Consider the following 15,336-nt stretch of genomic DNA (forward strand, 5'->3'; position numbering starts at 1 on the left):
GGCCGGATTGTACACCTTGTCGGTCGCCGACCGGGACTCCACCCATTCGCCGCCGATAAAATTTTTCAGTGTGGTTACTGCTTGTTCCTGCATAATAAAAATCCTCCTTTAATATAATAAATCAATTAGAAAATGGAATAAGCCAGAACGGCTAAGAATAGAACGATACATGGTACAACAACGCTTACATAGAATATTGGTTTGTAAGATCTTCTGTGTGTTTCTCCGGAGATAACCCTCACTGTCGTCACAACATATCCATTATGCGGGAGAGAATCAATCCCTCCGGAAGCCAACGCAGAAATTCTGTGCATATCTCCTGGATTCAAACCTTGAGCCATGTAAATAGGTGCTAAGATAGGAAGAGCGATACCTAACCCGCCGGAAGCAGACCCTGTAATACCGCAAATAACCGTTACACCCACGGCTAATCCTAATAGTGGCGGTCCCGGCATATTCACTAATCCATCAACGACGGTATCAAAAGCTGCTACTTGAGCTGCTACACTGCCAAAGCCTACGACTGCACAAGTGTTTGCTAAGGCTATTAAGGCGTTCTGCGTACCCGTAGCCAGGTAATCCCAAAATGCCTGCAGGTGTTTCCTCATGCTGACACAAGCAAACGCAATACCAGTTGTTAAAGCAATTAGCAAAGAAGAAGTAGGATCAATGAACTGCGATAATATATTTAAAATAAGAATGACCAAAACTAAGGGAGCGAAAGCCAGAAAAATATTTGGTAATTTTTGTTGATTTTCTGGGTTCGGATCATGCTCCGGCTCTAATTCTTCAGCTTCAACTGCCGCAGCGGTTTCCTCCTTGGTCTTATTCGAAGGTCCATAAGGGAGAGAAAATTCCTCCCCATTATCACTTGCTTTTTTCACCATTCTTCCGAGCCACCATCCACCAGTGACCATTACTAATAAGGCACTAAGGACACCAATAATACCACCGGCTGTGGGCGCTGTATCAAAGAATTCCGTTGGTATAATATTTTGTATTTCTGGTGAACCCGGGGCCGTCATTGTAAATGAAATGGAACCAAACACCAAAGCCGCCGGAATAAACCGGTGAGGCAGGTTTGCCGCTTGGAATAAGGAAACGGCAATAGGATAAACTGCGAAGCCTACCACAAATAAACTCACTCCGCCATACGTCATAATCGCAGCGGCAGCTACAACCGCAAATACGGCCCGCTTTGCTCCTAGTTTCTTTTTAGTCCATTGGGCAATACTGTCTGCTGCTTTGGTTTCCTGAATGATCTTTCCAAAAATCGCTCCTAAGAGAAATACTAAAAACCACGAAGCAAAGTAATCAGTAAAACCGTTCATATAATTATCCAACAGGGCGCTTTGAAGGTTTAATCCTCCCGTCACCGCGACGACAATAGAACTTAACAGTGCGGCTACGATAATATTAATGCCTTTCATCGTAAGGTAAATTAGCAGGGCAAGAGAAGCAATCAGCCCTAACATTCCGACAATACTCATTTTTTCTCCTCCCTGTTACCTCACGGTTTCTTCAGCATAATCGTAGCTGTAACAAACCCGGTATAATTCTTTCATTTCTTCTGCAGAAGGCACTTTAGGATTCTTTTCAGGACTCCCGCTTTCAAATGCATCTTTCACCATTTTATCGACAGCGCTTTCAAATTCTTTTTGTTCAATGCCCCATTCCTGTAGATTAGGTATCTGTAAATTCCGGCAAAGTTCTTTAACAGAGTTAATAGCAATATCCGCCGCTTCTTCATTTGAATATTTTTCAGCTTCCGGCTTAAAGATCCTTCCCAAATCAGCTAAGCGATCAATGGCAGCTTCACGGCTGAACTCCATGACGGCCGGCAGCAGCATCGCATTTGAGAAACCATGCGGCACATGGAAGAGAGCCCCAATCGGCCGCGACATGCCATGCACCAGACATACGGACGAGTTTGAAAAAGCCCATCCTGCTTGCAAAGCACCTAACGCCATTTTTGCCTGTGCTTCCAAGTCCTCCGCCTCGTCATACGTTTTTTTTAAATTCGGAACAATTAATTCCATAGCCGATAATGCCATCATATCTGATAAAGCATGTGCCTTTTGTGAGATGTATGCCTCAATAGCATGACTTAAAGCGTCCACCCCCGTAGCAGCTTTTACTTTCGCAGGAGCTGATTTTGAAAGCTCCGGGTCAACGATAGCTACTTCAGGAAGAAAAGCTGGCTGCTTTACCATCATTTTTACATCATTAGAAGTGTTAGTAATAATCGTAACGTCCGTGGCTTCCGATCCGGTGCCAGCAGTGGTTGGAACAGCGATATGCGGTGCTGGCGGTTGAGAAGCATGCTTTTTCCCTCCCATATAATCACCTATATATCCACCGTTTGTGCTCACTACCGCTACCGATTTAGCTGTGTCAATACAACTCCCTCCACCTATTGATATGATTGCATCGCACGCTTCCTGATGATATAGAGCCAGCGCTTCTTCAACAAACAGGTCGGTAGGTTCTGAGCCTACTCCCGTGTAAACTACACTCTCAACGAGTTCCTCCTGCAAATAAGACTGGCACTTTTCAATGTACCCTAGTGTTTCCATCATTTGGTCGCTGATGATAAGAGCTTTTTTTCCCTTCCGCGCAGTTTCTCTCCCAACCTGTTGAAATGCCTCCTGACCGTAGTGAATAATTGCTGGCGATTGAAAAGCCGTAGGTATGTTCATTAAATTCATCCTCCTTTATGAAAAACTAATTGCAAGAAGCATGCCAACTGTTAATCCCCTCATAATAGCGCTTACAAATTAAAACTGTAGATTGATTTTACAATCTACAGTTTTAATGTCATCAATATATACAATTAATTCAGACCGTATTTTTTTAATTTTTGATAGAGAGTAGTGCGGTGGATCCCAAGTTCTTTTGCCGTTTTTAATTTATTGCCGTTGTTTTTTTCAAGGGAGGATTCAATAATCTGCTTTTCTTTCTCTTCGTCATTGGCTTTCAATATGGGAAGTTCTCCTTCTATACTTTTGCCGCCATCCTCCACCAACAAATAAGAAGACAGGTGTTTCTTTTCAATCACTTCTTCGTCCAATAAGACCACCAGATTTTCTATTACATTTCTTAACTCCCTTATATTACCTTCCCATTTATATTTAATAAGTACTTGCAGAGCTTCAGAAGAAATAGATTTTACTGCCACCTGGTGCCTGTTGCTTATTGAAGTTAAATAGTAGGAAACCAGGGAAGGAATGTCTTCTTTTCTCTCCCGGATAGGAGCGATAGGAATTTCCACGATGTTAATTCTGTAGTATAAATCTTCCCGAAAGTTTCCTTTTTTGACTTCTTCATATAATTTTCGATTCGATGCAGCTATAATTCGGGTGTTTGTTTGAATGGTCTCCAGCCCCCCCACCCGCTCAAATTCTCTTTCCTGTAAAACCCGAAGCAGTTTCGTTTGCATGTCCAAAGGCATTTCGCCAATTTCATCGAGGAATAATGTGCCTTTTTGAGCCAGTTCAAATTTTCCCGGCTTTCCTCCTTTTTTAGCCCCAGTGAAAGCTCCCTCCTCATAACCAAAAAGTTCAGATTCAATTAAATGTTCAGGAACCGCTCCGCAATTAACACTGACAAACCGTCCTGTTGAAAAGGGACTTAATTCATGAATACTTTGGGCAAACATTTCTTTTCCGGTTCCACTTTCACCAGTTATAAGAACAGTTATGTGCTTTTTAGCCACTTTTCGTGCCAATGATTTTGAATTCATGGTACTTTCACTCTGACCAATAATTTCATCAAGGGTAAAACGGGCACTTCTTTCTGTATTCACATTTGCGGTTTCAGTTGTTAATTGATCATTTCTGTAGCTTTTCTGCATATTCTCATAAATTTTATACAACTCATTTAGTCCTTCAAAAATAAGCATACCTACAGCCCCCACTACTTTTCCATTTTTCCATAATGGAAGCCGGTGAACGACCATAGCCTGACCGTTAATATACTGAATGGCACCACGCTCTGGAAGTCCTGTTCGTACAGTATTGTGCAAGTTTGTGTTTTCTATGATTTCTTCAACTTGCTTTCCTAATGCGTAATGTTTGTCAATTCCAATAAAACGGCTGTAGGCATCGTTAAATTGAATAATTATTCCATTATGGTCTACTACCGCCACTCCTTCATAAGCCCGTTCTAAAACAATATCGAGGATTTCAGCGGTATGCTCAAGCTTATCTGCTTTTTGCAATAAATCTGAAAGACCGTTTGAAATATTATTACGATTCAGGACCCCTACTAATTTATTACTTTCATCTCTAACAACAAACCACGTCGAGTTGCTTCTATACACATTCAATAGAGGTTCATTTTGCTGAATGATAATAAAATCTTCTTTACCTAAAAAATCAGCAACCGGCCTGTCTCCAGCACCCGATAAAATTGATGGAAGCAGCAGCCGTGGCGTAACCAGCCCTATCGGTTTATTATCATTACTTACAATGACTATATTTTCTTTTTGAGAAGCTGCCAGCAATTCTGCAAGATTCCGTACACTATTATCTGCTCCGGCAGTTAATGGATGAAAGTCCATCCAATCTTGGACTAAAAAATTATCCTCTAGCTCTTTTATTCTTCTTTGCGGTTCAAAACTATCGCTCAACTCTTGTTTCCCTCCTTAAGAGTTTTATTTTAATGTCTAATATATAAGCTTTAAATTTAAATATAGCAAAATTTTGCTCTTGAAGTATATCAGGCAGCGCAATGTACAAAATATCATTGGAGGCCCATTAGCAAAATCGAATTTCAAAAACTATTGCGATCCAATAAACACCATGGTAGTATACTTGTATACTAGAATACTAAAAGGAGGTGCCCAACCCAATGCAGCAAACAGCACGAAGCAATACTTATAACACTATTAAAGATAAAATTGTCCGGCTGGAACTTAAACCAGGCCAACGGGTATCTGAAAACAAGATTGCCGAGACGCTTGAAGTAAGTAGAACGCCCGTACGCGAATCATTTGTCCGTTTATCCCAGGAAGGATTAATTGACGTCTACCCACAGCGGGGTTCTTTTATTTCGCTTATTAAAGAAGATGATGTAGAAGAAGGACGCTTTATGCGTGAACACATGGAGATAGCTGTAGTGAAACTTGCTTGTCAAACTAGCAGTAGAATCAATCTCCAGCATTTATCAGAAAATCTCCTTTTACAGGATAATAGCGTAATAGAAAAAAATCACCAACGCTTGTTTCAATTAGATGAAGAATTTCATCACGCTATTTTTATTGGCTGTAATAAAGAACGAACCTGGCAGGCAGTTCAAAACATGATGGTGCATCTAAATCGTACTAGAATGCTCAGTCTGGCTTCCGAGTTGAATTGGGAAAAAATAGTCACTCAGCACAAAGAAATTTTGGAAGCTATAAAAAACCAAAATGAAAAAGAAGCAGAGCGTATCATGCGGGAGCATATGGCGCTTGTAAATATTGATCTGGCTAGTTTGAAAACGAATTACAGTCACTACTTTGAGTAAGCCATGGAGGCGAGGCAAATGGATAATGTTATTGAAAGTTATGTAAGCGATACCATTAATAAAGTACCGGTCATTGATATGCACACACATCTATTCCCTTCCGCCTTTTCTCAACTATGTTTATATGGAATCGATGAATTATTAACCTACCATTACTTAATCTCAGAGGCGACGCTTTGGATAGACAGTGATTACCAACAGTTTTCACGATATTCCAAGAAAGTCCAGGCGGAAATTGTATGGGAAGAATTATTTGTAAAACGCTCTCCCTTTAGCGAAGCTTCTGTAGGACTTCTTACGATCCTAAACGAACTTGGCATTCCTTTTTCCAAAGATTTAAATACCATCCGCGAACATTTCTCGAAAATCAATAACGAAGATTATGTAGCTTATATAATGAACAAAGCCAATATTTCTTCTTTCGTTATGACCAATAACCCTTTTGACAACGAGGAAAGAAAATATTGGGATCAGGACGTTTCCTTTTCTTCCACCACTTTTATTCCCGCTGTGCGTGTTGATCCATTAATTAATGACTGGAAAAATGCTTATAAAATAATCAAGCAAGATGGATATTCTGTTTCTGAAGATATAAATACTTCTACAATAGAAGAAATCAAACGTTTTTTACGTTTTTGGGTCGAGAAAATGCAGCCTGTCTATATGGCAGCCTCCCTCCCCTGGGATTTTCCCAAAAGCGATTATGAGATCACGCTTCTAGAAGAATGCGTTCTCCCTGTGTGTGAAGAATACAATCTTCCCATGTCTTTAATGCTCGGTACAAAACGACAATTGAACCCTGACCTCGGTATTGCGGGAGACGGGACGGGACGAACATCCTTTGTCTATTTAGAACAATTATGTATGCGCTTTCCTGAACAAAAATTTTTAATCACTGTGCTTTCCCGCGAAAATCAATATGAACTAACCGTTATTGCTCAGAAATTTAAAAACGTAATGCTTTTTGGATGCTGGTGGTTTTTAAATACTCCTCAATTGATTGAAGAAATCACCACCATGAGATTGGATCAACTGGGCCTTCATTTCATCCCACAGCACTCTGATTGCCGGGTCATGGAACAGTTATTGTATAAATGGAGTCATTTCCGACAAACATTTTCCCCCATCTTAACCCAACGTTACCAACTGTTAGAAAACAAGGGAATGACCGTTACAAAAGAAACCATACAAAACGATGTTGAGCAGTTATTCCAGGGAAATTTTATTAATTTTACTAACCTATTAAGGAGTGAAACAAAATGAAAAAAAGTTTTACTGTAGTAAGTGCAGCAAGTGTATTAGTTCTCAGTGCCTGTGGCGGTGGCTATGGAAGTTCTGAGGATGATAACTCCGGCTCAGGTTCAAATTCTGAAAACAACGATGCTACCCATTCCCTGCAAGTGGGGATAGTGGTATCAGAAAATGATCCAATGTATGCAGGATTAGAACAGTTTAAAAAAAATGTGGAAGAAAAAACTGATGGTGACCTTGAAATTGAACTTTTTCCAAATTCCTCATTAGGTGATACACCTGCTATTCAGGAACAGGCTAAAGCAGGCTCTAATGTGGGAACCTTAGCGGATGCTGCTATTATGGGAGACTATCAAGAGGAAATTGGAATTCTTCAAGGTCCTTATCTTTTTGAAAATTACGAAGAAATCCAAAAAGTAACAGACTCCGACTTATTTCAGGGATGGTCTGACGATCTGGCTGAAAACGAAAATTTACAAATTCTCTCCTTTAACTGGTATCAGGGTACCCGCAACATGGTAACTGATAATGCCATTGAAACTCCTGAGGATTTAAATGGGCAAAGCATACGTACCATTGGCTCAGATATTTTCTTAGAAACGATGACAGCGATGGGAGCGAACCCTACAGGTCTTGATTGGGCTGAAGTTTACTCCGGCATTCAACAAGGAGCAATTGATGGAGCTGAAGCCCAGCAGTCCGCTGCCTATGAAGCGAGCCTCTACGAAGTTTCAGATTATTATTCTAAAACTAATCATATACAGCTTATTACCGGCTTAGTAGTAAGCGCCGATTGGTTCGAAGGATTACCGCAGGAATACCAGGATATTGTTCTCGAAGAAGCCACAAATGGCGGTACTTATGCTTCTGAACAAGTAGTCGATACTTCCGAGGAATATGAAAGTCAAATGGAAAATGAAGGCATGACAATTGTAGAACCCGAACTTGAACCTTTCCAAAAAGCCACAGAAGACGTGTATGAAGAATTTGATGGTTATCCAGAGCTTCGAGATGAAATTTTGGAAATTATTGAATCTTAGCATAAGATTTTGAGGAGGCACTCGCGATGAGCAAGCTAGCTTTCGCTTTAAACAAGATTGAAGAAACACTCACGAAACTATTGTTGGCTTGTATTGTTTTGCTGGTGTTTTATTCTGCTATGGTCCGCTGGGCCGGGTTTCCCATCGCCTGGTCCGTGGAAATGGCTCAACTGCTTTTCATTTGGCTCGTATTTATTGGAGCAAATCAAGCTCTTCGCAAAAACCGGCATATAGGTGTTGACTTTTTCACTAGTAAGCTTCCATTTAAAGGTCAACTTATCATTCAAGTGTTTACAAACGTATTAATTGGCGGTTTTCTTCTTTATTGTATTTATTTTGGCTTTGTCCAGACCAGCCAATTTACATTGAGAAGTATTCAAAACCTTCCGTTTAGCTATTCCTACATCACTGCTTCAGTACCAGTAGGCTGTAGCCTCATGTTTATTACTCTTGTTACCAAGTGGCTCCTCTATTTTATAAACAAAGACAAGCCACTCAGCCCTGAACCTGTTAAAGATAGTCCGGCAAAGGAGGTAAAACCATGATTTGGGTTTTAATTTCATTTGTCGTGTTAATTGTCGTTAACGTACCTATTGCTTTTGCTATTGGCATTTCAGGTCTCGTCTTTTTTATCACAGATCCGAACTTACCTATAAATCTGGCCATTCAGCGTTTTGCCGAAGGAACGCAGTCTTTTCCCTTACTAGCTGTCCCCTTCTTTGTATTAGCAGGTAATTTGTTGAACGAAACCGGCATCACAAAAAGACTTATTGATTTTGCGAATGCTTTAACCGGTCATTTAGTCGGCGGTCTCGCCCATGTTTCTATTATTTTAAGTGCTATGATGGGCGGTATCTCAGGTTCAGCAAATGCGGATGCTGCAATGCAAAGCAGAATTTTATCCCCCCAAATGATGAACAAGGGGTACTCGGGAGGGTTTACTGGCTCTGTTATTGCATTCAGTGCTTTAATTACTGCCACTATTCCTCCAAGCATTGGCCTCATTCTTTACGGTTTTGTTGGAGAAGTTTCAATAGGGCAATTATTTATGGCTGGCATCGTACCGGGCGTTCTTATGACCATCATGCTCATGATTACTTCCAGCCTTATTGCAAAAAAACGTCACTATGAGCCCGCCCGTATTGAGAGAGCCACGTTTAAAGAAGTCGTTTCTACTTTTAAAGCTAGTTTTTGGGGGCTCTTGTTTCCAGTTATTTTAATTGTAGGTATCCGTTTCGGTGTATTTACAGCTTCTGAAGCCGGAGCCTTTGCTGTGGTGTATGCTCTTGTAGTTGGGTGGTTCATCTACAAAGAACTCGATTGGAAAAAATTAAATTTGGTATTAAAAAATACGGTTGAAGATAACGCGATTATTATGCTGATCATCGCCTGCGCATCTATACTGGGATATGCTATTACTTCTGCCCGGCTGCCCCAAAGCGCCACTACGTTTCTTCTGTCTCTAACTGAAAATCCTTTTTTAATCATAACGATTGTTTTGGTTTTCTTATTAGTCGCAGGCATGTTTATGGAGAGTACGGTTAACACGCTTCTGCTTACTCCAATTCTTCTTCCTATTATGACAAACATCGGAATGGATCCTGTACATTTTGGAATTTTGATGATGACAATCGTGACCATGGGTGGAATGACCCCGCCAATAGGTGTGACCATGTATACCGTTTGCTCTTTATCCAATATCGCTGTCACAGACTACATGAAAGAGTCAATACCTTATATCTGCATGGTCGTCGTTTTTATCATTATTTTAGTTCTTTTCCCTCAAATATCCTTATTCCTGCCAGAAGTATTAATGCGTTAACGAATGCCAGAATCTAAGAACGGAGTTGAAGCGATGCGTATAGCCTTCCGTTGGTTCGGAGAAGATAACGATACAATTTCTCTGAAACAAATCAAACAAATACCTGGAGTCGAAAGCATCGTATGGGCGCTGCACCATAAACAGCCTGGAGAACTTTGGCCAAAGCACGAGATCGATGAAGTGACCTCGGCCATTACTTCTCATGGGTTCAGTGCGAACGTTGTGGAAAGTGTTAATATTCACGAGGATATTAAACTTGGTCTGCCGTCCCGGGATGCCTATATTGAAAATTACAAACATACAATTGAAAATCTAGCAGATGCTGGCGTGAAAGTCATTTGTTATAATTTTATGCCTGTCTTTGACTGGATTCGCACGGATTTGAATAAGTCATTGAATGATGAGTCGTATGCGATGTTCTACCAATACGATCTTATAAACAATGTAAATCCGGAAGAAATGGTCCGCACTATAACATCTAACCCGGAGTTCACTATGCCTGGCTGGGAGCCTGAACGTCTAAAGGATATTAAGTACATTATTCATCAATATGAAAACATCACCACAGACATCCTGCGTGAAAACTTACATTATTTTTTGTCCGCTATCATTCCTGTGTGCGAAAAGCATAACATCCAAATGGCTGCTCACCCGGATGATCCACCGTGGCCGGTCTTTGGATTACCAAGGATTCTCTCCGGTCCTGAAGATATCCAGAAACTATTAAATCTGGTCGACAGTCCTTCCAATGGAATCACTCTTTGCAGTGGCTCATTGGGAGCCACTAAGGAAAACAATGTACCAGAAATGATTCGGGCGTTTAAAGATAGGATTGCTTTCGGTCATGTTCGTAACCTCTACCGTTATGCGAACGGTGATTTCATTGAAACTTCTCACCGTTCCTCTGATGGTTCACTGGATATTGGCGAAATTATGAAAGCCTATCATGATATTCACTTCGACGGAGTGATCCGGCCAGATCACGGCAGACAAATCTGGGATGAAAACTGTCGTCCGGGCTACGGACTCTATGACCGCGCCCTGGGTATTATGTACTTGTTAGGAATTTGGGATACATTAAACAAACAGGAGGGAAAATAATATGCTTTCATTGCATGCGAACCTTAAGGGAAAAGTTGCTGTTATTACCGGAGGGGGTGGTGTCCTGTGTGGAGAAATGGCGAAAGAGCTGGCTCGCCAGGGAGTAAAAGTAGCTGTACTCAGCCGAAAGGAAGAAAATGCGCAAAAGGTAGTCGATGCTATTACCAGTGACGGCGGGGAAGCTATTGCTCTTGCCTGTGATGTACTGGATAAAGAAAGTATCGAAGCCGCAGATGATATCGTCTACCGTAAGTATGGCTCCTATGACATTTTAATTAACGGAGCGGGCGGCAACCATCCTGATGCTGCCACCTCTGAAGAATTTTTTCAATCTAGTCATGTAGAAGACGAAAATATTAAAACATTTTTCGATTTAACAGAAGAAGGTATCAAACATGTTTTCGATTTGAATTATGTTGGTACCGTCCTCTCTACTCAGGTATTCATGAAACATATGCTTGGAAAACAAGACGCCAGCATCATAAACATCTCCTCAATGAGTGCCCCCACTCCGATGACCAAAGTGATTTCGTACAGCGCTGCCAAAGCCGGGATCGATAATTTCACTCAATGGCTCGCTGTTCATATGGCTAAGGAGAATATTCGTTGCAACGCTATTGCTCCCGGCTTTTTTCTCACTTCGCAAAATCGCAATATGCTACTCGATGCGCAAGGAGAGTTGACAAGCCGAGCAAACAAAATTATCAGCCAGACACCGATGGAGCGTTTTGGAAAGCCTGAAGATTTAACTGGCTCATTAGTCTGGTTGGCAGATTCTGAAATGTCCCGTTTTGTCACAGGAGTCACTATCCCTGTTGATGGAGGTTTCATGGCTTATTCAGGTGTATAATCAAATATTTTATCAAAGATTATTCGGGGTGTTTATATGAAAAAAGTAATTACAGTGGGAGAGCTTTTAATGCGGCTCTCCCCTCCTTCTATTGATACGTTAAAGCAATCAGACTGTTTAAATTTTTACTACGGCGGTGCTGAAATCAATGTAGCTGTCGCATTAAGTAACTTAGGAAGCCGAAGCACCGTGTTAACAGCTCTTCCAGATAATCCACTAGGAGAAGCAGCAGCAGCTTTTTTAAATAAGGAAGGCATCAATACCTCTTATATTGATATCCAAGGAGCAAGGCTTGGAACATACTATGTAGAAAACGGCACTGCTGAGAGACCTTCCAAGGTTACTTATGACCGTATACTTTCTTCTTTCTCTACTTGGGATTTAGGCAATAAAAATTGGGATGCTATATTAGACAAAGTCGATATTTTACATGTTACAGGTATTACCCTGGCTTTGGGGGAAAGAAGTCGTCGCCATACCGAAATAATTCTACAGGAAGCTGAAAAAAGAAATATAGATATTAGTTTTGATTTTAATTATAGAAGTAAGCTCTGGAGTATTGATGAAGCAAAGGAGGCGTTTGAAGAAGTTCTGCCTTACGTCACTATTTGCTTTGGAAACCTTTCAGACCTTACTAATATTTTGAAAAGACCGTCTTCAGGGTCGTCTGAAACTAAAGAAATAAATACAATAATTCATTTTCTAAATGAGTATGACATCAAATGGTTTGCTTCCTCGAACCGAAAAGTAGAAACAAATGAATTGCATTTTTTGCAGGGCTCCTTAATCCATCAGAAGGGAGATTCTTTTTTCTCCCCCACTTATTGTGTGCATGTTTATGATCGTATAGGCGGCGGCGACGCTTTTGCAGCTGGTTTATTACACAAAATAAACCTTCAGCAACTTAGCAACATGGAAGAAGTAATTAACTTTGCCACCGTCACAGGGTTGTTAGCTCATACTTTAAAGGGAGACTCATTCATTTTAAAACAAGAGAACGTACAAGCATATCTTGAAAAACAACACGGTACTGATGTGAATCGTTAATATTTTTGATTGATGATGATCCGATAATAATATTCTGATCTTAAAGGAGCTTACTATGAAAGATCAAAAACATTATGCCTTATCTAAAATATTTAATTCTCAAATTATAGCGGTAATTCGGGGGGACACACTTGAGCAGGCAGAAAAAGTGACTACTGGCGCTTTTGAAGGTGGAATAACGTGTCTTGAGATTACTTATACAGTACCTAATGCTTCGAATCTCATTGATTCTTTAAGTAAAAAATACAGCGACCAGGCCCTTATAGGCGCGGGTACTGTATTGGATGCTACTACTGCCCGCCTGGCCATATCGTCTGGTGCTTCTTTTATCGTATCTCCTCACTTTGATAAGGATATCGCTAAAATATGTAACACGTATAGGGTTCCTTACCTACCTGGATGTTATACTGTAAGCGAAATAATTACTGCAATGAAGTACGGGGCAGATATTATAAAGATTTTTCCCGGAAACACTGTGACCCCTTCCTTCATAAAATCAATTCAAGGGCCTCTTCCTCAGTCCGTTCTTATGCCTTCAGGTGGTGTAACAGAAAAAAATGCTAAAGAGTGGATTGAACAGGGAGCAGCAGCAATCAGTGTGGGGAGCGTGCTATACAAAAATGACCTGAAAGAAATTAAAGAAAACGCCTCCAGGATAATTAATATAATTAAAAACAACTCTGTATAGCTTATTCATTAATCTGCACATAGAATAAAGAAGGGCCTGTTTCAAAAATTGGCACTTTCGTTCGCATAAAAAAGAGTATTTATTTATGAGGTTATTAGTAGAAAAACGTATAGTAGGTATAGTGTCATAGAAACTGGACATAAGCATAGGAGCATCGTTATATCATTGAACGCCACAGCACCACCAAACACACACAAAGGCCTCCGGCAAAGAATGCCGGAGGCCTTTGTGTGCGGTTCCTTACAGAAGCAGTCATTCCTTCAACTAGAACTGCCTTTTAAAATGACGCTTCCGTTCCTGAGATAAAAAATTTTTGAAAATTGCGGTGCTCTCTTGCTCTAAGCGTAAACATTTTTCGCTTTTTACAGGTTCAGCACAAGCACTTTATCGCGGAGCATCGAATCGATACTTCTGCCAATTCCCTGTACGCCCTGACCCGAATTTTTCACTCCCAAAAACGGAAAATGATCAGGTCCACGGGACGTCTTGCCATTCACCTGAACCGTGCCGACATTCAGCTTGTCGGAAATAGCGAAGGCGTTCTCCAGGTTCTGAGTAAAAATACTGGCTTGAAGACCATACTCGTTACGCTTTTCGAGCATGATGGCTTCCTGTTCATTTTCAATTCTTAGAAAAGGAAGCACCGGGCCAAACTGCTCCTCCCAGGCGACTGCCATATCCTCTGTGACATGATCCAAAAGCGTTGGCCCCAGAAGATTCTTTTTCTTGTCTCCCTCAAATACGACTGCTGCCCCCTGCTCCCGGGCATCTTCGATCAGCCTTGTAACGTTATCGGCTGCCTTCTGATCAATCATCGGCGTTACGCTCGCATCTTCCCTGGACGTGCCTACCTTCAAGTTGGACACGATTTCCTTCACTTTCTCGATAAGCTCATCTGCCACACTGTCCATCACGATCACACGCTTGATAGCTGTACAGCGCTGACCCGAATAACTGAAGGCCCCGCTGACAATTTCTTTTGCGGCCTTATCCAAATCGGCATCTTCAAGAACAATCGCCGGGTCTTTGCCGCCAAGCTCAAGCACCACTGGGATCATGGATGCTTTTTTCGCAATATGTTTTCCGGTATCTGTTCCTCCGGTAAACGTGATCATATCTATCAGGGGATGAGTAACGATGAAATCGCCAATAACGGAACCTCGGCCCGTTACAACATTTAATACCCCTTCCGGCAGGCCGGCTTTCACAAGCGCTTTTACCATTAACAATCCACTAATCGCTCCCTGCGTCGCCGGTTTGAAGACAACCGTATTACCGGTAATAAGCGCTGGAGCAATTTTAGAAGCAGCCAGGTTTACAGGGTAGTTAAATGGCGAAATGGCCAGGACGACTCCGTGTGGAACTTTCTGAACCATTGCTTTTGTCTGTTTTGTAGCGCCGGGAAAGGCATCCCCCTGAATAAAGCTTCCATGTGTTCGAAGTCCCTCTTCCGCTGTGTGGCGAATCAGTTGGGCGGTACGCTTCACTTCACTTTTCCCCGAGGACAACGTCTTGCCTACTTCCTTGTGGATCATTTCCCCTATCTCATCGGTCATCTTTTCCAACTCTTCGGCCCAGCGATGAAGAAGTTCTGAACGCTCATGTCCCTCTTTTGCTTCCCAGGCTTCCTGAACCTCGGCCGTTTGTTGAATCGCAGCGGCAACTTCCTCCTGACTCAAGGCAGGCACGCTTCCTACGACTTCATTATCGTCGGGAGCATAAATGTCGACAGTGTCTCCACTGTTGCTTCCGATCCATTTGTTGTTAAGCAGCGTAGCAAACACGCCCTCTGTCTGCCGTACGGTCATATTTCTCTCTCCCTCTATCTTTTTTTTAACCTTTTAAAGGTTAATGTTATCTATTAAACCATAACAGTGCACTTTCAAACAAGTCTGAATTTTATAAATTATCACTTTTGAAACCAAGAAAACGATTTCAGGGAAAGGAATTTATTAATGTATTCTTAGAAATAATATAAAACCTGCAGGGCGGAAAAGAAAACAATAAGAACCCTTGCCGATAAAATGTA

The 15,336-nt window shown here is 41.3% G+C and carries 13 protein-coding genes; 9 read left to right on the top strand and 4 right to left on the bottom strand.

From position 1 onward, the window contains the following. Positions 1-125: 125 nt before the first annotated feature. The 3 genes from ACTRXG_RS10465 to ACTRXG_RS10475 all read right to left on the bottom strand — a co-directional run bounded on the left by ACTRXG_RS10465 (position 126) and on the right by ACTRXG_RS10475 (position 4,630). Entirely contained in the window at positions 126-1,490 is a 1,365-nt protein-coding gene (locus ACTRXG_RS10465) for a GntP family permease (protein ID WP_474284869.1), read from the bottom strand. A 15-nt stretch (positions 1,491-1,505) separates the two neighbouring features. Continuing rightward, complete coding sequence (locus ACTRXG_RS10470; protein WP_474280751.1) at positions 1,506-2,699, bottom strand: iron-containing alcohol dehydrogenase; 1,194 nt, start codon at positions 2,697-2,699, stop codon at positions 1,506-1,508. Positions 2,700-2,833: 134 nt separating this feature from the next. Then, positions 2,834-4,630, bottom strand: coding sequence for a sigma 54-interacting transcriptional regulator (locus ACTRXG_RS10475; protein WP_474284870.1), 1,797 nt, complete (start codon positions 4,628-4,630; stop codon positions 2,834-2,836). A 221-nt stretch (positions 4,631-4,851) separates the two neighbouring features. On the opposite strand from ACTRXG_RS10475, the gene ACTRXG_RS10480 reads away from it, so the two are divergent. From ACTRXG_RS10480 to ACTRXG_RS10520, 9 genes are read left to right on the top strand one after another with little or no spacing between them, the layout of a single operon-like run. Further along, the gene (locus ACTRXG_RS10480) at positions 4,852-5,508 is read left to right on the top strand and encodes a GntR family transcriptional regulator (protein ID WP_474284871.1); all 657 of its coding nucleotides are present in this window, start codon (positions 4,852-4,854) and stop codon (positions 5,506-5,508) included. An 18-nt stretch (positions 5,509-5,526) separates the two neighbouring features. After that, on the top strand, positions 5,527-6,771 hold the full coding sequence (locus ACTRXG_RS10485) for a glucuronate isomerase (RefSeq protein ID WP_474280525.1): 1,245 nt from the start codon (positions 5,527-5,529) through the stop codon (positions 6,769-6,771). Continuing rightward, positions 6,768-7,799 carry a C4-dicarboxylate TRAP transporter substrate-binding protein gene (locus ACTRXG_RS10490; protein WP_474280523.1) on the top strand — a complete coding sequence of 344 codons (1,032 nt, stop codon included), beginning with the start codon at positions 6,768-6,770 and terminating at the stop codon, positions 7,797-7,799. The genes ACTRXG_RS10485 and ACTRXG_RS10490 overlap by 4 nt, the downstream gene beginning before the upstream one ends. Before the next feature lie 26 nt (positions 7,800-7,825). Further along, positions 7,826-8,344, top strand: a complete 519-nt coding sequence (locus ACTRXG_RS10495; protein WP_474280521.1) for a TRAP transporter small permease — start codon at positions 7,826-7,828, stop codon at positions 8,342-8,344. Then, on the top strand, positions 8,341-9,621 hold the full coding sequence (locus ACTRXG_RS10500; protein WP_474280519.1) for a TRAP transporter large permease: 1,281 nt from the start codon (positions 8,341-8,343) through the stop codon (positions 9,619-9,621). Before ACTRXG_RS10495 ends, ACTRXG_RS10500 begins: the two co-directional genes overlap by 4 nt. Before the next feature lie 33 nt (positions 9,622-9,654). Next, positions 9,655-10,722 carry a mannonate dehydratase gene (gene uxuA, locus ACTRXG_RS10505; protein WP_474284936.1) on the top strand — a complete coding sequence of 356 codons (1,068 nt, stop codon included), beginning with the start codon at positions 9,655-9,657 and terminating at the stop codon, positions 10,720-10,722. A gap of 1 nt (position 10,723) precedes the next feature. Next, positions 10,724-11,572 (top strand): SDR family oxidoreductase, encoded by an 849-nt coding sequence (locus tag ACTRXG_RS10510; protein WP_474280515.1) that lies wholly within the window; start codon positions 10,724-10,726, stop codon positions 11,570-11,572. A gap of 36 nt (positions 11,573-11,608) precedes the next feature. Next, positions 11,609-12,619, top strand: a complete 1,011-nt coding sequence (locus tag ACTRXG_RS10515) for a sugar kinase (protein ID WP_474280513.1) — start codon at positions 11,609-11,611, stop codon at positions 12,617-12,619. A gap of 55 nt (positions 12,620-12,674) precedes the next feature. After that, positions 12,675-13,307, top strand: a complete 633-nt coding sequence (locus ACTRXG_RS10520; RefSeq protein WP_474284872.1) for a bifunctional 2-keto-4-hydroxyglutarate aldolase/2-keto-3-deoxy-6-phosphogluconate aldolase — start codon at positions 12,675-12,677, stop codon at positions 13,305-13,307. A 362-nt stretch (positions 13,308-13,669) separates the two neighbouring features. Here ACTRXG_RS10520 and ACTRXG_RS10525 read toward each other — a convergent pair whose 3' ends face one another. After that, complete coding sequence (locus tag ACTRXG_RS10525; RefSeq protein ID WP_474280509.1) at positions 13,670-15,115, bottom strand: NADP-dependent glyceraldehyde-3-phosphate dehydrogenase; 1,446 nt, start codon at positions 15,113-15,115, stop codon at positions 13,670-13,672. Positions 15,116-15,336 lie beyond the last annotated feature (221 nt).

The sequence above is a fragment of the Marinococcus sp. LNSP9103-4 genome (assembly GCF_056034345.1).